Below are 16,683 nucleotides of genomic sequence, written 5' to 3'. Positions count from 1 at the left end.
TTCGTAGGTTGGCGTAGAGCGCAGCGAAACCCAACGCTGCGGCTCCTGTGCCTTGCCGCGTTGGGCCTCGTGGGCTCGGACCAACCTGCGGGTACGCTGCGGCTGACTGACAGGGAATCTTCCACAGCACAAGCAAGGCAGGTTCAGAGCAGTTCGCGATCCAGCAACGGCCAGTCCTGCTGCGCCTGCGGATCGTCTGCCAGCAGGCGGAAGCCGGCGAACTCGAAGCCTGGCGCCACATTGCAGCCCACCAGGGTATAGGCGCCGAGGGCGCGGGCGGCCTGCCAGGCGTGGGCGGGTACGGAACGCTGGGGCAGGCTGCCCTCCGCGACCGGGCCGAGGATTTCCCGGCGAACCTCTTCCGGAGAATCGGCAACCAGCAGTTCCAGCGGTTCGCCTTCATAGAAGTGCCAGATCTCGTCGGCATCCACCCGGTGCCAGCGGCTCACGCCGCCCTGCGGCAACAGGAAGAAAATGGCTGACGATGCCGCTCGGCCACCTGGCAGGGTGATGGCCGACTCGAACACCCGGCGGTAGAAACCTCCCTCCGGGTGCGGCAGCAGTTGCAGTTCGCGGATCAGCTGTTCAGCGCGCGGATGCATCAGGCTTTCAGCGCAACGACGACACTGTTCAGCCAGGGCTCGGCATCCAGTTCCGGCGTGACGGTTTCGCTGGCATCCAGGCGCTGCATCTCCACCACTTCACGCAGGCCCAGTTCGGCATAGAGTTCGCGCATCATCTCGCCGCCGCCGCAGAACAGGTCGTAGCTGGAATCGCCCAGGGCGAGGATGGCGCCAGCGCGGCCACGCCAGTTGGGCAGGCGGTCGCGCAGCTCGGCGTAGAGGGGCAGCAAGTTGTCCGGCAGTTCGCCCATGCCCGTGGTGGCGGTCACAGTAAGCAGCGCCTCGGGGTCGAAGGCGATCAGGTCGTCCAGGCTCACCCGCGGCAAGTAGTGAGCGTCGAGGCCGGCGGCCTTGAACAGCTTTTCTGCGTGACGGGCGACTTCTTCGGCGGTGCCGTAGACCGAGCCGGACAGGATGGCGACTTTCATGGGTACTCCGAGTCTGGGGCGAAATGCCGCGCATTATGCCGCAACTGGCAGCGGGCGCAGGATGCCTTAGACTGCTTCCGGTCAGGTCGAACGAGCCGAAAAAATGATCAATGCCAAGCTGCTGCAACTGGTAATAGACGCCTCCAACGATGGCATCGTGGTCGCCGAGCAGGAAGGCGAAGACAATATCCTGATTTATGCCAATGCCGCCTTCGAACGCCTGACCGGTTACTCCCGCGACGAAATCCTTTATCAGGACTGTCGTTTCCTCCAGGGCAAGGACCGCAACCAGCTGGGCCTGGCCGCCATTCGCCAGGCGATCCGCAATGGCCAGCCGAGCCGGCAGATCCTACGTAACTACCGCAAGGACGGCAGTCCCTTCTGGAACGAGCTGTCGATTACCCCGGTTCTGAACGAGTCCGACCAACTCACCTACTTCATCGGCATCCAGAAAGACGTCACCGAACAGGTGGAAGCTCGTCAGCGGGTGCGTGAACTGGAAGCGGAGTTGGCCAGCCTCAAGGCCGAGCTGGCGGCCTTGAAAGGCTGAAAAAAACCGGTAGCCCAAGAAGGGTGAACAAATCGGCCACCGGTAGCGCAGACAAAATCTGTACAAAACAAATTTATGTACAAGTTATTGTATAGAATTTGATCAGCACGCCAGCAAGGGGTTGCTGGACTCTTCCTGCCGAACGGTCGCTTGAAGCGCAGCGTGTCGGGCCGCTAGCCGGCCAGCAGCCTTAGCCTCGATGAATTCGGCGAAAGACGGGCGAAAGCAGCTTCAGGTATCCAGGTGACCGGAAAGGAACTGCCGCAGGCGCCGCTGCATCAGTCGTCCCTCGCTGCCGAGGCAGGCGACGGGCGTGCCGTCGAGCTCCTCGCTCATCAGGTCGGAGGTATCGCCGGCCAGGGCCAGAGGACAGTCCAGGCCCTGGGCCAGCCGGGTGAGTTGCTGGCCAAGGTCATCGTCCGGCGGCTGGTTGGAGAACAGCACCATGGCCTGGGGCTGCAGCTTGCCGCAAACCATCTCCAGCTCGGCCAGCGGCTGGCCCAGGCCAAGCACGCTGACGGCCACCTCGCTGCTGCCAAGCAACAGGCCGGCCACCAGCAGCTCCAGTTCACGCCCCTGCCCTGGCAACGGCGCCAGCAGCACGCGCTGCTGTTGGCCACTGCGGGCCAGTTGCAGACGCTGCAGGACGCGGGCGCGGAGAAAGCTGTCGAAAAAGACCCACTCGCTGCCACGGCCGAACTCATCCTGGCGCAGCAACAGTGCCTGCCAGACCGGCATCAGCACATCGGCGAAGGCCACATGCAGGGGATAGGTGGAGAACACCTGGCCGTAGACCCGTTCCAGCTCCGCCTCGTCCAGGGTGGACAAGGCCTTGTGCACCTGGGCGCGCCGCTCGCTCCACTCCCCTGCGGCCGCTTCGTGGTGAACCGGCGCCACCGGCACCTTCGCCGCGTGGCTACGGGCCAGCAGCTTGCCCACCTTGCTCACCGAGACGCCGCGCTCGATCCAGGCGAGGATGCTGCGCACCGCCTCGACATCCGCCATTGAATAGAGGCGGTGACCGCTGTCGGTGCGCGTCGGCTGGATCAGCCCGTAGCGCCGTTCCCAGGCCCGCAGGGTGACCGGGTTAACGCCCGTCAGGCGCGAAACTTCCCGAATCGGGAAGAGTTCTTCCTGTTTCAGGGCGCGGGATGCGAGGGATGCACCGGATTCGGTCATGGCAGGCAATCGTCAGGGGAAAGATTGACGCAGTTTAAACCTTGCGGCGGGGATTCCAATTGGCCGCAGGCCACGGAAAGCGCGCTACGACCCGCCAGTCATCCTTCACGCTGGCGCTTTGTTGAAAAAACGGAATAATCCTTGCCTCTTTTTTTGCGCAGCCCACCACCCCGGCGCTGCGTGATGTGCCACAGCCCTACCCGGGCGGGCACCCGGTTGCAAGGAGATACACGATGTCTGCCGATCCCGTCACCCTGATGGTGGCCCGCCGCGTCGCCCGCGAGCGCTACCACGACTTCATGGCCTGGCTGCGCGAAGGCGAGCAACTGGCCGCCGACTTTCCCGGCTATCTCGGTTCGGGCGTACTGGCGCCGCCGCCGGATGACGACGAATTCCAGATGATCTTCCGCTTCACCGACGAGCCGACCATGACCGCCTGGGAGCACTCCGCTTCGCGTCGCGCCTGGCTGGAACGCGGCACCGGCTTGTTCGAGCAACCCCAAGAACATCGCGCCCTGGGCCTGGATGCCTGGTTCGGCAAGGCCGAACAGCGCCCGCCCCGCTGGAAGCAGAGCGTGGCCATCTGGCTGGCCTTCTTCCCGGTATCCCTGGCCTTCAACCTGCTGTTCGAAGGCGCGCTGGGTGACCTGCCGCTGGCCCTGCGGATCCTGATCAGCACCCTGGCGCTGACGCCACTCATGACTTATTGGTTCATCCCGCTCTCCACCCGCCTGCTGGCCCCGTGGCTGCAAGGCGGTCGGGAATCCATGGCACGCGGTGCGGCGGCGGTGCAACCACGCTGAGCCCGCTCTTCTGGAAATTTGTACAAGCCCCACCCCTGGTATAACGTGGCCGGCCATAGTCCTCAGATTTCGAGGCGTCAATGAGCCGCCCCACCGCCCCCATCCTGATCACCGGCGCCAGCCAGCGCATTGGCCTCTACTGCGCCGAGCGCCTGCTGGACGACGGCCAGCCGGTGATCATCAGCTACCGCACCGAACGTGACGGCGTCCGGCACCTGCGCCAACGCGGTGCCGTGACGCTGCAGGCGGACTTCGCCAGCGAAGTCGGGATCCTTGCCTTCATCGACTCGCTCAAAGCCTGCACCAACAGCCTGCGCGCCATCATCCACAACGCCTCGGAGTGGCTCACGGAAGCGCCCGGCCATGAGGCCGAGGCCTTCCAGCGGATGTTCAGCGTGCACATGCTGGCGCCCTACCTGATCAACCTGCAGTGCGAGGAGCTGCTGCGCCGCAGCAGCCCGGCCGACATCATCCACCTCAGTGACGACGTGGCGCGCCGTGGCAGCGAAAAGCGTATCGCCTACTGCGCCAGCAAGGCCGGGCTGGACAATCTGACACTGTCCTTCGCCGCGCGCTTTGCCCCGCACATCAAGGTCAACGGCATTGCTCCAGCACTGGTGATGTTCAATGCCGATGACGATGACGCTTACCGCAAGAAGACCCTGGCCAAGTCGGCGCTGGGCATCGAGCCCGGCCCGCAGGTCGTCTACCAGGGCCTGCGTTACCTCCTGGACAACTCCTACGTCACCGGAACGACCCTGACCCTGAACGGCGGCCGCCACCTCAAGTAGGCGCCACAAGGACTGCCACCATGAGCGATGAACTGAACCGGCACTATCGGGAAATCCTGCTTGGCCTGGGCGAAGACCCGGACCGTGAAGGCCTGCGCGATACGCCCAAGCGCGCGGCCAAGGCCATGCGCTACCTGTGTCACGGCTATGAACAGAGCCTGGACGAAATCGTCAACGGTGCCCTCTTCGCCTCGAACAACGACGAGATGGTGACGGTCAAGGACATCGAGCTTTATTCCCTCTGCGAACACCACCTGCTGCCCTTCATCGGCAAGGCCCATGTGGCGTACATTCCCACCGGCAAGGTGCTGGGGCTGTCGAAGGTCGCGCGCATCGTCGACATGTTCGCGCGCAGGCTGCAGATCCAGGAGAACCTCACCCGCCAGATCGCCGAAGCGGTGCAGCAGGTGACCGGTGCCGCCGGCGTCGCGGTGGTGATCGAAGCCCAGCACATGTGCATGATGATGCGCGGCGTGGAAAAGCAGAACTCGGTGATGAGCACCTCAGTGATGCTGGGCGCCTTCAGGGAGTCCCAGAATACCCGCCACGAATTCCTGAAACTGATCGGACGGAGCAACTAGAGAATGCCGAGACTGGAGCCCGGAATGGCGCGAATTCGCGTCAAGGACCTGCGCCTGCGCACCTTCATCGGAATCAAGGAGGAGGAAATCCTCAACAAGCAGGATGTGCTGATCAATCTCACCATCCTCTACCCGGCTGCCGAGGCAGTGCGCGACAACGACATCGACCACGCGCTGAACTACCGCACCATTACCAAGGCGATCATCCGCCACGTCGAGGAAAACCGCTTCGCCTTGCTGGAGCGCCTGACCCAGGAAATCCTCGACCTGGTGATGGCCAACCCGAGCGTGCGCTATGCCGAGGTGGAGGTGGATAAGCCCCATGCGTTGCGCTTCGCCGAGTCGGTATCGATCACCCTGTCCAGCCATAGATGAGTCTTTGATCGGACCTGTTTGCCGGTGCCACGGAGGGCTCTTATCATGCCGGCCACTCCCTCCCGAAAGCCCCAGGAGAATCCTGCCATGACCGAGCAAGAACGCCTTGAACTTGAGGCCGCCGCCTTCCGCAGTCTGGTGCAACACCTGCGTAGCCGCCCCGATGTACAGAACATCGACCTGATGAACCTCGCCGGCTTCTGTCGCAACTGCCTGTCGAAGTGGTACAAGGCCGCCGCCGACGATCTGGGCCTGGAGGTCACTCCGGACCAGGCACGCGAAGAGATCTACGGCATGCCCTACGCCGACTGGAAAGCCAAGTACCAGAAAGAAGCCAGCGCCGAGCAGCAAACGGCCTTCAACAAAGCGAACAAAGAATGACCAATTTGAACGACTTCCGCGCCCGCCTGCATAGCGACCAGCACGTCTTCGCCGACACCCTGGCGTTCATCGCCGATGGTTACGACTACCAGCAGAGCGCCTTCACCAACGGCGCGGTGGAAAACGCCTCCGGCCAGAACGAAGGCTCCTGCAAGACCCTTGGCCTTGCGCTGCTGGAAGGTTTCAGCCTGGAAGAAACCCTGCTGGCTTTCGGCGAGCACTACCGCGCAGTGCTGGCCACCCCGGAAGGCACTGACCACGGCAATATCCGCGCTTTGATGAATACCGGCCTGGCGGGTGTGCGCTTCGAGCGCCAGTCGCTGCAACGCAAGGCCTGACTCCCCCCGCCGCCCCTTCCGGGGCGGCTTTCTTACGCTTTAGCTTCCGTTCTCTGTCAGCAATGGCTGACATCAATTCGCCACTCAAACGCGTAGGATTCTCATCAGATAGCTGTGGAGCTACCGGAATCCCCACAGGAACAGCACCACTCTCTCTGCCGGAGCGCACGGATGCAGCAATCCCTCGTATGGAAGCCCCTGACGACGCCCGGCGTGGAAAGCCTGCGCCTGTCCACGGATGAAACCGGTATCCATGCCAGCAGCCACCTGATCCAGAACCGCAATGGCCAAAGCATCGCCGCCGCCTATGTGCTGGACAGCGACCCGCGCTGGCGCTTTCGCCATCTCTGGCTGAAGGTGGAGAACCTGGGATCTCGCAGCCTGCGCCTGAGCCGTGACATCCGCGGCCGCTGGATGCTCGATGGCCAGCACCGCCGCGACCTCGACCAATGCCAGCTGGTGATGCTCTCCGGCACACCCTTCACCCACACGCCGGCGCTGCATCGCTGCGACCTGGGAACGGGTCAGAGCGAACAATTGCACGTTGCCTACATCGACCTGTCGAGCATGCGCGTGGAAGCCCGCCGCATGCGCTACCACTGCCTTCGCCAGCAACCCCAGCAAAGCCTGTATCGCTGCGAGGCGGAAGGCCGCAAGGCGATCGAATTGACCGTGGACCGGCAATCCCTGCTGCTGGAAGCCCAGGGCCTGTACCAGCGCATGAGCGCGCGGACCCTGTCGCTGAATACCTGGGTTTGATCCGTAGCGGAGCGGTGCCCGCCCCTGCAAGGCAGATCCGGGTCAGGGTTGCGCGCTTCTCCGTAGGGGCGAATTCATTCGCCAGGTAGGCCGAAGGGCTGCCACGCTGGACACCCAGCCGACCTGACGCTTCCCTCTCCCCCCGCTCCTCTCCCAAAGGGCGAGGGGTGACTCACACTGGCCAGGCCCAAACCATCCTGAAGCTCATCTGCAGCTTGACACCGTGAAAGAAAAGTTGGCCTGACACAAAAGAAAAGCCCCGCATTGGCGGGGCTTTTCCTCATCAGGCTGAAACTTAGTGCGCGTCGAGGTAGCGCTCGACGTCCAGGGCGGCCATGCAGCCCGCGCCGGCCGAGGTGATGGCCTGGCGATAGACGTGGTCGGCCACGTCGCCAGCGGCGAACACACCGGGGATACTAGTGGCGGTGGCGTTTCCGTCACGACCGCCATTGACCACCAGATAGCCGTCCTTGAGCGCCAATTGGCCTTCGAACAGCGAGGTGTTCGGGGTATGGCCGATGGCGACGAACAATCCGTCTACCTTCAGCTCGTCAGTGCCGCCATCGTTGCGCTTGAGGCGCACGCCGGTGACGCCCATGTCGTCGCCCAGCACTTCGTCCACTTCGGCATTCAGCCTGAGCTCGATCTTGCCTTCGGCGATGCGCGCTTTCAGCTTGTCCTGGAGAATCTTCTCGGCACGGAAGGTCTCGCGGCGATGCACCAGGGTCACCTTGCTGGCGATGTTGGCCAGGTACAGCGCCTCTTCCACAGCTGTGTTCCCGCCGCCCACCACCGCCACTTCGCGGTTGCGGTAGAAGAAACCGTCGCAGGTGGCGCAGGCGGACACGCCCTTACCCATGAACGCTTGCTCCGAAGGCAGACCCAGGTAACGGGCACTGGCACCGGTGGCGATGATCAGCGCGTCGCAGGTGTACGTGCCGCTATCCCCAACCAGGGTGAAGGGCTTGCCGGCCAGGTCCACAGCGTTGATGTGGTCGAAGACGATCTCGGTCTCGAAACGCTCGGCATGTTCCTGCATGCGCTGCATCAGCGCCGGGCCGGTCAGGCCATGGGGGTCGCCAGGCCAGTTGTCGACCTCTGTGGTGGTGGTCAGTTGCCCGCCCGCCTGCATGCCGGTGATCAGCAGCGGCTTGAGATTGGCACGGGCGGCGTAGACAGCCGCGGAGTAACCGGCAGGACCGGACCCGAGGATGATGACCCGCGAATGGCGTACTTCGGACATGACTGACTCCCGCCCTGCTGGGCATAAAAAGGGGCCACTGCGGCACTTGGGGAAGGCTTTGAATGCAGTGGCCCCGTTGAACCAGGTCTGGCCGTCAACGATCGGCCAGGAATGGGCGCAAGGTTACTAAGGCCCCTTCGATAGCGGAAATACCCGCTCTCAATCCCGGCCATAGGACGCACCTATTGGCGCAACCGCGATCAAATTTGTTCCGAGCCTTTTCCAGGCTTTCCACGGCGCCGGCAAAGCCGTTAAGGTCGGCGCGTTTGCAACCTTGGGGAACCACCATGCCTGCACCCGCACTATCCGGGCCGCAATACCTGGGCGAAGGACTGAAGCTGGTCCTGAGCCCCGGACTGCGCCTGTTCGTCCTGCTGCCGCTGACCGTGAATCTGCTGCTGTTCGCTGCCTTGATCGGCTTCGCGATAGGGGAATTCAGCGGCTGGGTCGATGCCTTCATGCCCAGCCTTCCAGACTGGCTGAGCTTCCTCCAGTACCTGATCTGGCCCCTCTTCGTGCTTCTGGTGCTGGTCATGGTGTTCTTCAGCTTCACCATGCTGGCCAACATCATCGCCGCGCCGTTCAACGGCTTCCTCGCGGAAAAGGTGGAAGTGGTGGTTCGTGGCCAGGACGACTTCCCGGCCTTCAGTTGGGCCGAGCTGATGGCGATGATCCCGCGCACCGTGGGCCGCGAGCTGCGCAAGCTGGCCTACTTCCTCCCGCGTGCCGGAGCCCTGCTGATCCTGTCCTTCGTTCCGGGGGTGAACCTGCTGGCCGCCCCGCTGTGGATCGTTTTCGGTATCTGGATGATGGCGGTGCAGTACATCGACTACCCGGCGGACAACCACAAGCTGGGCTGGAACGAGATGCTCGCCTGGCTGCGCGAGAAGCGCTGGCAGAGCCTGGGTTTTGGCGGCATCACCTACCTGGCGCTGATGATTCCCTTCGTGAACATCCTGATGATGCCGGCTGCCGTGGCCGGCGCCACGCTGTTCTGGGTACGCGAGCAGGGCGACCTGGCCCTGCAGAAACAATCCGGCCAGTTGGTTCGCTGAACCGTCCGGCCGCACGAGCGGCGGGCCCCGGTCACATCGGGGCCTGCCATGCGCACGCTGCTGATCATGCCTGAATATTGATCGGATTCTCCCTCGCTTGTCGCTCCTCCTCCGCTTCCTTGGCCTGCATCTCCATCTTCTGCTGGAAGCGCTCGGCGATTTCCTTCTCCACCGCCTCCTGCTGCTCCGGCGGCATGGCGTCGAGTTCTTCCTGGGTCAGCCCCATCTCCGCGAGGATGGCATCGCGCATCTTCTCGGCCGGTGACTTGTCCATGTACTCCTGGAATTTCTCCACCGCAGTCTTGCCACCCAACCCCAGGTCGGCCGGCAGGTCCTTGTTGCTCATTTGCAACTTCCCAGCGGAGTTCTGCAGCTCCACCCGCATTCGGGCAAAGCCCTCCTCGGTTGCCTGCCAGGCCCGGTAGTCGCGCTCCGAGCCGGGAGACGCAGTGCGTCGAGGCTCCTCCCTGGTGTTGATCCCAAAGGGATCCTCACTCTCCTTTGAAGATTTGCTGTTACGGAATCCAAGGCCGGACAAGGCGCTGCCCGCGCCAGCCCCGCCGATCGAGTTGATTGACACCTTTGCCGCTCCTTTAAGGGGATCCGCGCGTTGGTACTCAAGTACCATGCCATTTCCGTCATTCGAGCCAAGGCGTTGAAAATCAAAGCTTCGCGGATATCCTGAGCGGGACAGCCAGGCCCTTGGACGGCAAATTCTTGCCGCCAGCGGCCGGTAGTCACAGAGGCGTCACAGGGTTGTCACGCGGGCTACATGGCCCTTGTCGACACTGGTTGCATGACCACAGCGCCCCTGTACATCTCGCTGATCAGCGAAACCTTCCTGCCCGAAGTCAACGGCGTGGCCAATACCCTTGGCCGCCTCTGTGATGGCCTGCGCGCCGCCGGCCATCGGCTGCAGCTGGTGCGTCCGCGCCAGTCGTGCGACCAAGGCCGCCGGAGCGACGATGATCTGATGCTGATCCGCGGCTGGCCGCTGCCGGGCTACCCCGGCTTGCAATGGGGCCAGTCCTGCCTGCACAAGTTGTTGCGCCGCTGGCGCCAGCGCAAGCCGGACGTGCTCTATATCGCCACCGAGGGTCCGCTGGGTTTCTCCGCCCTGCGCGCCGCACGGCGCCTGGGGATTCCCGTGGTCAGTGGCTTCCACACCAACTTCCAGCAGTACACCGGTCATTACGGCGCGGGCCTGTTGACCCGCTTGCTGACCAACTACCTGCGCTGGTTCCACAACGCCACACGACTGACCCTGGTACCCAGCGTCAGCCAGTTGCAGGACCTCACCCGGCGCGGCTTCGAGCGCCTGCAGCTGCTTTCGCGAGGCGTAGACGGCCAGTTGTTCAACCCGGCCCGCCGCTGCCCCGAACTGCGCGCGCAGTGGGGTGTGGGTGAACAGGAAATCGCGGTGATTCACGTTGGGCGCCTGGCAGCGGAGAAGAATCTCGGCCTGCTCGGTGAAACGTTCCAGCGCCTGCAGCAACGTTATCCACAGCTGCGCCTCAAACTGGTGGTGGTGGGCGACGGTCCGCAACGCCTGGCACTGCAACGCGCCCTGCCGGAGGCCATCTTCTGTGGTGTGCAACGCGGCGAGGAGCTGGCCCGCCACTATGCATCCGGCGACCTGTTCCTGTTCCCGAGCCTGTCGGAAACCTTCGGCAATGTGGTGCTGGAAGCCCTGGCTTCCGGCCTGGCGGTGGTCGCATTCGACCAGGCGGCGGCCGCCCAACACATTCGCCATGGGCACAATGGCGCATTGGCGCTGCCGGACGAGCCGACCAGTTTCATCGAGGCCGCCACCTGGTTGCTGGAAGACCCGGAATGCCTGCGTCGCGTGCGCCTCAACGCACGCATGCACGCCGGCCGCCAAGGCTGGGAAGCCATCGTTCAGCAGTTCGAGCAGTACCTGGCACATGCCCGCCGCCCCGAGCTGGAAGTCCCGGCTGGTAGTAGCCTGCCCCCGCAGGCCTAGGAAAACGCCGCCGGTGGCGCGGCGTAGGCCAGACTCAGAGCGCCACGCCCCAGATTGATCGCCCCGGTTGGGCTCAGCATCGCCAGGTGCAATGCAACCCCGCGCTCGACACAGGCCGTTTCCAGTTCGGCGAAGCCTGGCAGATCTCGTACCAGCGACAGCTCCCCGGCATAACTGATGCACAGCTGGGGCGCTAGCAGCTCACCTGCCAGTACCCGCAAGCACGCATGGGCCAGAAGCTTCTCCGCCGCCTTGTCGAAGTTGGGGGCCAGCGACACGGGTTTGTCCTCACCCTGCTGCACGCTGATCACCGGTTTCACATCCAGCAACGAGCCCAGCCCCAGTGCAGCGCCACGCAGGCGGTCGAGCAGCCCGCTGCGCTCGCCCTTCTGGAATCCTCGCTGGCGCAGATGGCCGAGATCGTCCGGCACGAGAAAGGTACAGACCTGCCCTGCCAACTGTTCCAGCCGCGCACGCACGGCGTTGGGGTGGGCACCATCACCGATCAGCCTCGCTGCCTCGGCAGCCAGCACTGCGGTGCCGGCGAAGATGTTGCCGCCATCCATCACGCGCATCGCGAAATGCCCGGCCACCCCAGCTGCCGAACGACGGTCGCGATAGCGCTGGAGCAGACCGAAGGAGGCCTGGGTTGCGTGCTCGAAGATCGGGCTGCGCTGGGAGGCAATCGTCAGGCAGATCACATGGTCGAAGCGGGTGACAAGCTCTTCCAGGAACCACTCCTGCATTTCCACCACCTGCAGCGGCTCGCTGCGATCGGCCGGGCCGACCTTGGGCAGCAATTCGCCGTAGAAGGCTTGGGTCGCCTGGGGTACGCGGCGATCCACCAGGGAATGCTCCCCCAGCCGGATGCGGATGGGCAGCACCGGGATATGGTGCGTGACGAGGAAGTCCTGGGGCAGGTCGCAGGTGGCATCCACTACCAGTCCAATGCGCATGGGTTACTCCTTCGGCCGGTGTGCCGGCGCTTGTTGTGGTGCGCGCACAGTGACCGCAGGAGGATGTGGTGTCAGCCCAACTGAAAGAGGGTTTGAGGGAACTCGAGTCAAGGCCACAAATAAGAAGCCCCGCATTAGCGGGGCTTCTTCACTCAAGTGCCTTACACCAGGCTGGCCAGTGCGTCTCGGCTGAACGGCAGGATGTCCTGCATGCGGCCTTCGCGCACCTTCACAGCCCAGTCCGGGTCCACCAGCAGGGCACGGCCCACGGCAACCAGGTCGAACTCGTCCTTGTTCAGGCGCTCCAGCAGGCCTTCGATATTGGCGGGCTGGGCGACCTTGTCGGTCTTGACCATGAACTGCAGGAACTCGCCATCCAGCCCGACGCTGCCGACGGTGATGGTGGGTTTTCCAGTGAGCTGGCGGGTCCAGCCGGCGAGGTTGAGATCGGAGCCTTCGAACTCCGGCTCCCAGAAGCGGCGGGTCGAGCAGTGGAAAATATCCACACCGGCATCGGACAGCGGCTTGAGGAATTCACCCAGGGCGTCGGAGGTCTGCACCAGGCGCGCGGTGTAGTCCTGCTGCTTCCATTGGGAGTAGCGGAAGATGATTGGATAGTCCGGGCCAACGGCGGCGCGGATGGCCTGGATCACTTCGATGGCGAAGCGCGAGCGGTTGGCCAGGCTGCCGCCGTACTCGTCAGTGCGCTGGTTGGTGCCCTCCCAGAAGAACTGGTCGATCAGGTAACCGTGGGCGCCATGGATTTCCACGCCGTCCATGCCGATGGCCTTGGCATCACGCGCGGCCTGGGCGTAAGCGGCAACCACTTCCTGGATGTCGTCCCTGGTCATGCCATGAACCACCACCTGGCCGTCCTTCACCTTTTCCGTCGGGCCGTAGCCGGGAACGCTTGCGTCCGGTTCGGTGCCCAGGCGACGTACGTTGCCCACATGCCAGAGCTGCGGGACGATGCGGCCGCCTTCGGCGTGCACGGCATCAACCACTTCCTTCCAGGCGGCCAGGGCGTCGTTACCGAAGAAGCGCGGCACATGGGGATAACCGTTGGAGGCCTTGTGACCGATGGTGGTGCCCTCGGTGATGATCAGGCCGACACCGGCCGCGGCGCGGCGGCGGTAGTACTCCACCACCTTGGCGTTAGGCACGCCGCCCGGCGAGAAAGAGCGAGTCATGGGCGCCATCACCACGCGGGTAGGCAGTTCCAGGCCGCCGAGGCGGAAGGGTTCGAAGAGGGCTTGTACGGGAGCGGTCATGGGTTCTCCTGTGGCCGGCCATATGACCGGTCGTCTCGGTTTCAAGGCATTGAAAAATCACGCCCGGAGCAGCAGCTCCAGACGGTCGACGAATGCGTTCATGGGTACGGTGCCACCGCCCACCTTCAGGCGCGTCAACACGCCCTGCCAGGCATTGGCGATGAACGCCGCGAGGTTGGCGCAGTCCTCATCGGCGGACAGCTCGCCCACAGCCACGGCCTCTTCCAGGCAGGCCTGGAGGATGTCCACCGAGCCCTGGAGGATGCGTTCAACCTGCTCGCCGATGGCGGGCGAGAGTTCTGCCATCTCGAAGCCGAGACTGCCGATGAAACAGTGGTATTCCGGTTTCTCGCGGCTGGAGAAGTGCACCAGCAGCTCGCGGTAATAGCCGAGGATGCGCTGGCGCGGACTCAGCGCCGAATTGCCCAGGGCCTGTGCGTAACGATCCAGGCGCGGCAGGTAGAGGTACTCCAGCGCCTGCAGGGCGAAGTCTTCCTTGCTGGCGAAGTAGTGATAGAAGGAGCCCTTGGGAATGCCCGCGGCCTGGACGATCTCCTGCACGCCGGTACCGTGGTAGCCACGGCGGGTCATCACCTGGGAGCCCTTGGCGAGAATGAGGTCGCGTTTGTCGAGTCGGATACTGGTCATGGCGGCGAGCATATGACCGGTCGTCTCGCCTTGCCCAGCACTATTGACGACGCTGATCGAGCACTAAAAGCCGGGGAAGTTACTGCCGGGGGAGGAAACGTAGGAGCCAGCAAGCTGGCTCCTACGGTCAAGCGTTCATGAGTGCAGGAGGTGCATCAGGCCAGGGCCTTTTCGACAGCCTGGATCAGCGCGGGATCGTCCGGCGCGGTGCGCGGAGAGAAGCGCGCCAGCACGCGGCCGTCCTTGCCGACAAGGAACTTCTCGAAGTTCCAGGTGATCTCGCCGGGGAATTCGGCGCCCTCGCCCGCCAGCAGGCGATACAGCGGGTGACGGGCCGATCCGTTTACCTCGATCTTGCTGCCCAGGGGGAAGGTCACACCGTAGTTCAGGCTGCAGAACTCGCGGATCTCGTCCTCGCTGCCCGGCTCCTGCCCGGCAAACTGGTTGCACGGCAGGCCCAGCACGGTGAAACCCTTGTCACGGTATTGCTGGTAGAGCTTTTCCAGCCCGGCGTATTGGGGCGTCAGGCCGCACTTGGAGGCGACATTCACCACCAACACCACCTGGCCCTTGTACGGCGCCAACGGCAGATCCTGACCGTCGAGCGCACGCAGATTGAGGTCGTGAAAGGCACTCATGACTGACTCCTCGAAAATCTCAGGGATTTCACAGCGGACAAAAAAGGCGCCCCGGGGCGCCTTTTCGGTTTTTTCAGCTTAGCAGCCGATTCGCGAATTGCCGGGTCGACAGTCGCGGACGATCGGTCAGTGGTGGTGACCGCCTTCGCCGTGGATGTGACCGTGGGCGATCTCTTCGTCGCTGGCGTCACGCACGGTGACTACCTTGACCTTGAAGTTCAGGCGCTGGCCGGCCAGCGGGTGGTTGCCGTCCACGGTTACGTCGTCACCGTCGATGTCGCGGATGGTGACGATCTGCATGCTGCCGTCCGGGCCGGAGGCGTGGAACTGCATGCCGACTTCCAGCTGGTCGACGCCTTCGAACATGGCGCGGTCCAGGGTAGCGACCAGCTCGGCGCTGTACTCGCCGTAGGCATCTTCGGGCTCGACGGCAACATTCAGCTCGTCACCAATCTGCTTGCCTTCGAGTGCACGTTCCAGGCCAGCGATGATGTTGCCGGCGCCGTGCAGGTACACCAGCGGAGCGCCGCCAGCGGAACTGTCGATCACCTCACCGGCGTCGTTGGTAAGGGTATAGTCGATGGACACGGCCTTGTTGGCGGCGATCAGCATGGTGCGAGACCTTCTGCGAATGAATGATGAACGAGCAAGTTTAACCGCGCGGCAAGTCGATTGCGACCCGAACGCTGACGGGCGGCCCCAGCTGGTCGGCTACAGGCAAGACGAGGACGGTCACTGGGTGGCAGTGCTTTCCTGCGGCCATACTCAGCACTTGCGGCACCAGCCACCCTGGCAGTCGCGCGCCTGGGTGCTCGATCCCGCGCAACGCGCCGACCAGTTGGGCCGCCTCTTCCCCTGCGGCTGGTGCGCCCAGGGCATGGCCCCTGTCCCCACCGAGGAAACCTGATGCCTGCACGCAACATCCTGGTGATCCATGCCCGCAGGACATCCCTGCGCTTCGCCCTGGTCAACGAGGCCCACAGTCAGTTCATCCTCCACGGCATGGCCGACGGGCTTGGCAGCCGTAACGCCGAACTGCGCTGGCAGCGCGGCGGTGACAAAGACAGTCTGATGATCCCCAACGCCGACCACCGCGCCGCGCTGTCGCAGCTGATGCCCATTGTCCTGGGTGCGGCCGGCGGCAAGCTGCATGGCGTCGGCCACCACGTGTTGCACGGTGGCGAGCTGTTCAACTCCGCCTGCCGCGTGGATGCCCAGGTGATCCGCTGCCTGCAGGCCCTGGTCCCGCTGGCGCCGCAGCAGATGCCGGCCAGCCTGGTCGGCATCGACGCCGCCATGCACCTGCTGCCGAACCTGCCCCATGTGGCCGTGTTCGATACGGCCTTCCACCAGAGCATGCCCGAGCACGTCTACCGCCTCGCCCTGCCGGATGCCGTCTACCGCGACCACGGTCTGCGCCACTATGCCTTCCACGGCAACAGCCACCGTTTCGTCAGTCGCCGTGCCGCCGAGCTGGCCGGACTATCGCTCGGAGACAGCTGTTGGCTTTCCGCGCACGTCGGCGAGCACAGCTCCGCCTGCGCCATCGTCAACGGCCAGAGCCGCGACGCCAGCATGAACCTGGTCATGGCCAACCGCTGCGGCGATATCGACCCGCATCTCTATACCCAGTTGCACCGCAGCCTTGGTTGGAGCCTGGAGAAGATCGACCAGGTACTGCGTCAGGAAAGCGGTCTGCTCGGCCTCTCCAATCTGGCCAAGGACATGCGCAGCCTGGAAACAGCCCGCGACCAGGGCCACGCCGGCGCCACCCTGGCCATCGAAGTCTTCTGCTATCGCCTGGCCAAGACCCTGGCGGCCGTAAGCTGCGCTCTGCCACAGCTGGACGGGCTGATCTTCACCGGCGAGATCGGCGAGAATTCACCCCTTGTGCGCAGCCGCACGGTGGATCACCTGAAGCTGCTCAACCTGGCCATCGACCGCGAAGCCAACGCGCGCTGCGTGCGCGGCATCGCCGGCCCCATCCACCAGCGTGGCCATCCACGCGTGCTGGTGGTGCCGACCAACGAAGAACGCCAGATCGCCCTCGATACCCTAGGCCTGCTCGCCTGAACCGTTT

Annotated in this window: 22 protein-coding genes; 12 read left to right on the top strand and 10 right to left on the bottom strand. The window is 64.0% G+C overall.

The annotated features are described in order from the left end of the window. Nucleotides 1-143: 143 nt before the first annotated feature. Entirely contained in the window at nt 144-602 is a 459-nt protein-coding gene (locus E8E75_RS05860; protein ID WP_120654680.1) for a cupin domain-containing protein, read from the bottom strand. Further along, nucleotides 602-1,051: a flavodoxin gene (locus E8E75_RS05855; RefSeq protein WP_120654679.1), complete on the bottom strand. Its 450-nt coding sequence runs from the start codon at nt 1,049-1,051 to the stop codon at nt 602-604. The genes E8E75_RS05860 and E8E75_RS05855 overlap by 1 nt, the downstream gene beginning before the upstream one ends. Before the next feature lie 103 nt (nt 1,052-1,154). On the opposite strand from E8E75_RS05855, the gene E8E75_RS05850 reads away from it, so the two are divergent. After that, nucleotides 1,155-1,601, top strand: coding sequence for a PAS domain-containing protein (locus E8E75_RS05850; protein ID WP_120654678.1), 447 nt, complete (start codon nt 1,155-1,157; stop codon nt 1,599-1,601). Nucleotides 1,602-1,832: 231 nt separating this feature from the next. Here the strand turns inward: E8E75_RS05850 and E8E75_RS05845 are convergent, their stop codons facing one another. Then, nucleotides 1,833-2,780 carry a MerR family transcriptional regulator gene (locus tag E8E75_RS05845; protein WP_120654677.1) on the bottom strand — a complete coding sequence of 316 codons (948 nt, stop codon included), beginning with the start codon at nt 2,778-2,780 and terminating at the stop codon, nt 1,833-1,835. A 233-nt stretch (nt 2,781-3,013) separates the two neighbouring features. Here E8E75_RS05845 and E8E75_RS05840 point away from each other — a divergent pair, with 233 nt between their 5' ends. The 7 genes from E8E75_RS05840 to E8E75_RS05810 all read left to right on the top strand — a co-directional run bounded on the left by E8E75_RS05840 (nt 3,014) and on the right by E8E75_RS05810 (nt 6,808). Then, nucleotides 3,014-3,583 carry an antibiotic biosynthesis monooxygenase gene (locus E8E75_RS05840; RefSeq protein WP_120654676.1) on the top strand — a complete coding sequence of 190 codons (570 nt, stop codon included), beginning with the start codon at nt 3,014-3,016 and terminating at the stop codon, nt 3,581-3,583. 80 nt (nt 3,584-3,663) lie between these two features. Continuing rightward, a complete protein-coding gene (gene folM / locus E8E75_RS05835; RefSeq protein WP_153918545.1) occupies nt 3,664-4,374 on the top strand; it encodes a dihydromonapterin reductase in 711 nt (236 codons plus the stop codon). Between the two features lie 20 nt (nt 4,375-4,394). After that, nucleotides 4,395-4,955, top strand: a complete 561-nt coding sequence (folE, locus tag E8E75_RS05830; protein WP_120654674.1) for a GTP cyclohydrolase I FolE — start codon at nt 4,395-4,397, stop codon at nt 4,953-4,955. A 3-nt stretch (nt 4,956-4,958) separates the two neighbouring features. Then, nucleotides 4,959-5,330: a dihydroneopterin triphosphate 2'-epimerase gene (gene folX / locus E8E75_RS05825; protein ID WP_120654673.1), complete on the top strand. Its 372-nt coding sequence runs from the start codon at nt 4,959-4,961 to the stop codon at nt 5,328-5,330. An 87-nt stretch (nt 5,331-5,417) separates the two neighbouring features. Then, complete coding sequence (locus E8E75_RS05820) at nt 5,418-5,711, top strand: DUF1244 domain-containing protein (RefSeq protein WP_120654672.1); 294 nt, start codon at nt 5,418-5,420, stop codon at nt 5,709-5,711. Then, nucleotides 5,708-6,049 (top strand): HopJ type III effector protein, encoded by a 342-nt coding sequence (locus E8E75_RS05815; protein ID WP_120654671.1) that lies wholly within the window; start codon nt 5,708-5,710, stop codon nt 6,047-6,049. Before E8E75_RS05820 ends, E8E75_RS05815 begins: the two co-directional genes overlap by 4 nt. Before the next feature lie 171 nt (nt 6,050-6,220). Then, a complete protein-coding gene (locus E8E75_RS05810; protein WP_120654670.1) occupies nt 6,221-6,808 on the top strand; it encodes a putative glycolipid-binding domain-containing protein in 588 nt (195 codons plus the stop codon). Nucleotides 6,809-7,103: 295 nt separating this feature from the next. On the opposite strand, the gene trxB is transcribed toward E8E75_RS05810, so the two are convergent. Further along, nucleotides 7,104-8,051: a thioredoxin-disulfide reductase gene (trxB, locus tag E8E75_RS05805; RefSeq protein ID WP_120654669.1), complete on the bottom strand. Its 948-nt coding sequence runs from the start codon at nt 8,049-8,051 to the stop codon at nt 7,104-7,106. A gap of 287 nt (nt 8,052-8,338) precedes the next feature. Here trxB and cysZ point away from each other — a divergent pair, with 287 nt between their 5' ends. Then, a complete protein-coding gene (cysZ, locus tag E8E75_RS05800) occupies nt 8,339-9,106 on the top strand; it encodes a sulfate transporter CysZ (protein WP_120654668.1) in 768 nt (255 codons plus the stop codon). A gap of 64 nt (nt 9,107-9,170) precedes the next feature. On the opposite strand, the gene E8E75_RS05795 is transcribed toward cysZ, so the two are convergent. Then, a complete protein-coding gene (locus E8E75_RS05795; protein WP_153918543.1) occupies nt 9,171-9,734 on the bottom strand; it encodes a hypothetical protein in 564 nt (187 codons plus the stop codon). Nucleotides 9,735-9,878: 144 nt separating this feature from the next. Here E8E75_RS05795 and E8E75_RS05790 point away from each other — a divergent pair, with 144 nt between their 5' ends. Continuing rightward, entirely contained in the window at nt 9,879-11,090 is a 1,212-nt protein-coding gene (locus E8E75_RS05790; RefSeq protein WP_120654667.1) for a glycosyltransferase family 1 protein, read from the top strand. On the opposite strand, the gene E8E75_RS05785 is transcribed toward E8E75_RS05790, so the two are convergent. From E8E75_RS05785 to E8E75_RS05765, 5 genes are all read right to left on the bottom strand, one after another. Beyond that, a complete protein-coding gene (locus E8E75_RS05785; RefSeq protein ID WP_153918541.1) occupies nt 11,087-12,046 on the bottom strand; it encodes a DegV family protein in 960 nt (319 codons plus the stop codon). The genes E8E75_RS05790 and E8E75_RS05785 overlap by 4 nt on opposite strands. A gap of 161 nt (nt 12,047-12,207) precedes the next feature. Then, complete coding sequence (locus E8E75_RS05780; protein WP_120654665.1) at nt 12,208-13,317, bottom strand: NADH:flavin oxidoreductase; 1,110 nt, start codon at nt 13,315-13,317, stop codon at nt 12,208-12,210. 57 nt (nt 13,318-13,374) lie between these two features. Further along, nucleotides 13,375-13,965 (bottom strand): TetR/AcrR family transcriptional regulator, encoded by a 591-nt coding sequence (locus E8E75_RS05775; protein ID WP_256660919.1) that lies wholly within the window; start codon nt 13,963-13,965, stop codon nt 13,375-13,377. Nucleotides 13,966-14,120: 155 nt separating this feature from the next. Then, entirely contained in the window at nt 14,121-14,603 is a 483-nt protein-coding gene (locus E8E75_RS05770) for a glutathione peroxidase (protein ID WP_120654663.1), read from the bottom strand. Between the two features lie 126 nt (nt 14,604-14,729). Continuing rightward, entirely contained in the window at nt 14,730-15,215 is a 486-nt protein-coding gene (locus E8E75_RS05765; RefSeq protein ID WP_120654662.1) for a peptidylprolyl isomerase, read from the bottom strand. On the opposite strand from E8E75_RS05765, the gene E8E75_RS05760 reads away from it, so the two are divergent. Together E8E75_RS05760 and E8E75_RS05755 are read left to right on the top strand one after the other, a co-directional pair. After that, complete coding sequence (locus E8E75_RS05760; protein ID WP_153918539.1) at nt 15,184-15,510, top strand: DUF3565 domain-containing protein; 327 nt, start codon at nt 15,184-15,186, stop codon at nt 15,508-15,510. The genes E8E75_RS05765 and E8E75_RS05760 overlap by 32 nt on opposite strands. Continuing rightward, entirely contained in the window at nt 15,510-16,676 is a 1,167-nt protein-coding gene (locus tag E8E75_RS05755) for an acetate/propionate family kinase (RefSeq protein WP_153918537.1), read from the top strand. Before E8E75_RS05760 ends, E8E75_RS05755 begins: the two co-directional genes overlap by 1 nt. Nucleotides 16,677-16,683 lie beyond the last annotated feature (7 nt).

Source organism: Pseudomonas sp. BN606 (assembly GCF_029873115.1).
Classification (GTDB): Bacteria; Pseudomonadota; Gammaproteobacteria; order Pseudomonadales; family Pseudomonadaceae; genus Metapseudomonas.
This window is presented reverse-complemented; position numbering and strand designations above follow the sequence as displayed.

Excerpts from the sequence above, each read along its gene's own strand:
- E8E75_RS05860 (WP_120654680.1), bottom strand. The coding sequence starts at position 602 with ATGCATCCGCGCGCTGAACAGCTGATCCGCGAACTGCAACTGCTGCCG.
- E8E75_RS05855 (WP_120654679.1), bottom strand. The coding sequence starts at position 1,051 with ATGAAAGTCGCCATCCTGTCCGGCTCGGTCTACGGCACCGCCGAAGAA.
- E8E75_RS05850 (WP_120654678.1), top strand. The coding sequence starts at position 1,155 with ATGATCAATGCCAAGCTGCTGCAACTGGTAATAGACGCCTCCAACGAT.
- E8E75_RS05845 (WP_120654677.1), bottom strand. The coding sequence starts at position 2,780 with ATGACCGAATCCGGTGCATCCCTCGCATCCCGCGCCCTGAAACAGGAA.
- E8E75_RS05840 (WP_120654676.1), top strand. The coding sequence starts at position 3,014 with ATGTCTGCCGATCCCGTCACCCTGATGGTGGCCCGCCGCGTCGCCCGC.
- folM (WP_153918545.1), top strand. The coding sequence starts at position 3,664 with ATGAGCCGCCCCACCGCCCCCATCCTGATCACCGGCGCCAGCCAGCGC.
- folE (WP_120654674.1), top strand. The coding sequence starts at position 4,395 with ATGAGCGATGAACTGAACCGGCACTATCGGGAAATCCTGCTTGGCCTG.
- folX (WP_120654673.1), top strand. The coding sequence starts at position 4,959 with ATGCCGAGACTGGAGCCCGGAATGGCGCGAATTCGCGTCAAGGACCTG.
- E8E75_RS05820 (WP_120654672.1), top strand. The coding sequence starts at position 5,418 with ATGACCGAGCAAGAACGCCTTGAACTTGAGGCCGCCGCCTTCCGCAGT.
- E8E75_RS05815 (WP_120654671.1), top strand. The coding sequence starts at position 5,708 with ATGACCAATTTGAACGACTTCCGCGCCCGCCTGCATAGCGACCAGCAC.
- E8E75_RS05810 (WP_120654670.1), top strand. The coding sequence starts at position 6,221 with ATGCAGCAATCCCTCGTATGGAAGCCCCTGACGACGCCCGGCGTGGAA.
- trxB (WP_120654669.1), bottom strand. The coding sequence starts at position 8,051 with ATGTCCGAAGTACGCCATTCGCGGGTCATCATCCTCGGGTCCGGTCCT.
- cysZ (WP_120654668.1), top strand. The coding sequence starts at position 8,339 with ATGCCTGCACCCGCACTATCCGGGCCGCAATACCTGGGCGAAGGACTG.
- E8E75_RS05795 (WP_153918543.1), bottom strand. The coding sequence starts at position 9,734 with ATGGTACTTGAGTACCAACGCGCGGATCCCCTTAAAGGAGCGGCAAAG.
- E8E75_RS05790 (WP_120654667.1), top strand. The coding sequence starts at position 9,879 with ATGGCCCTTGTCGACACTGGTTGCATGACCACAGCGCCCCTGTACATC.
- E8E75_RS05785 (WP_153918541.1), bottom strand. The coding sequence starts at position 12,046 with ATGCGCATTGGACTGGTAGTGGATGCCACCTGCGACCTGCCCCAGGAC.
- E8E75_RS05780 (WP_120654665.1), bottom strand. The coding sequence starts at position 13,317 with ATGACCGCTCCCGTACAAGCCCTCTTCGAACCCTTCCGCCTCGGCGGC.
- E8E75_RS05775 (WP_256660919.1), bottom strand. The coding sequence starts at position 13,965 with ATGACCAGTATCCGACTCGACAAACGCGACCTCATTCTCGCCAAGGGC.
- E8E75_RS05770 (WP_120654663.1), bottom strand. The coding sequence starts at position 14,603 with ATGAGTGCCTTTCACGACCTCAATCTGCGTGCGCTCGACGGTCAGGAT.
- E8E75_RS05760 (WP_153918539.1), top strand. The coding sequence starts at position 15,184 with ATGGACACGGCCTTGTTGGCGGCGATCAGCATGGTGCGAGACCTTCTG.
- E8E75_RS05765 (WP_120654662.1), bottom strand. The coding sequence starts at position 15,215 with ATGCTGATCGCCGCCAACAAGGCCGTGTCCATCGACTATACCCTTACC.
- E8E75_RS05755 (WP_153918537.1), top strand. The coding sequence starts at position 15,510 with ATGCCTGCACGCAACATCCTGGTGATCCATGCCCGCAGGACATCCCTG.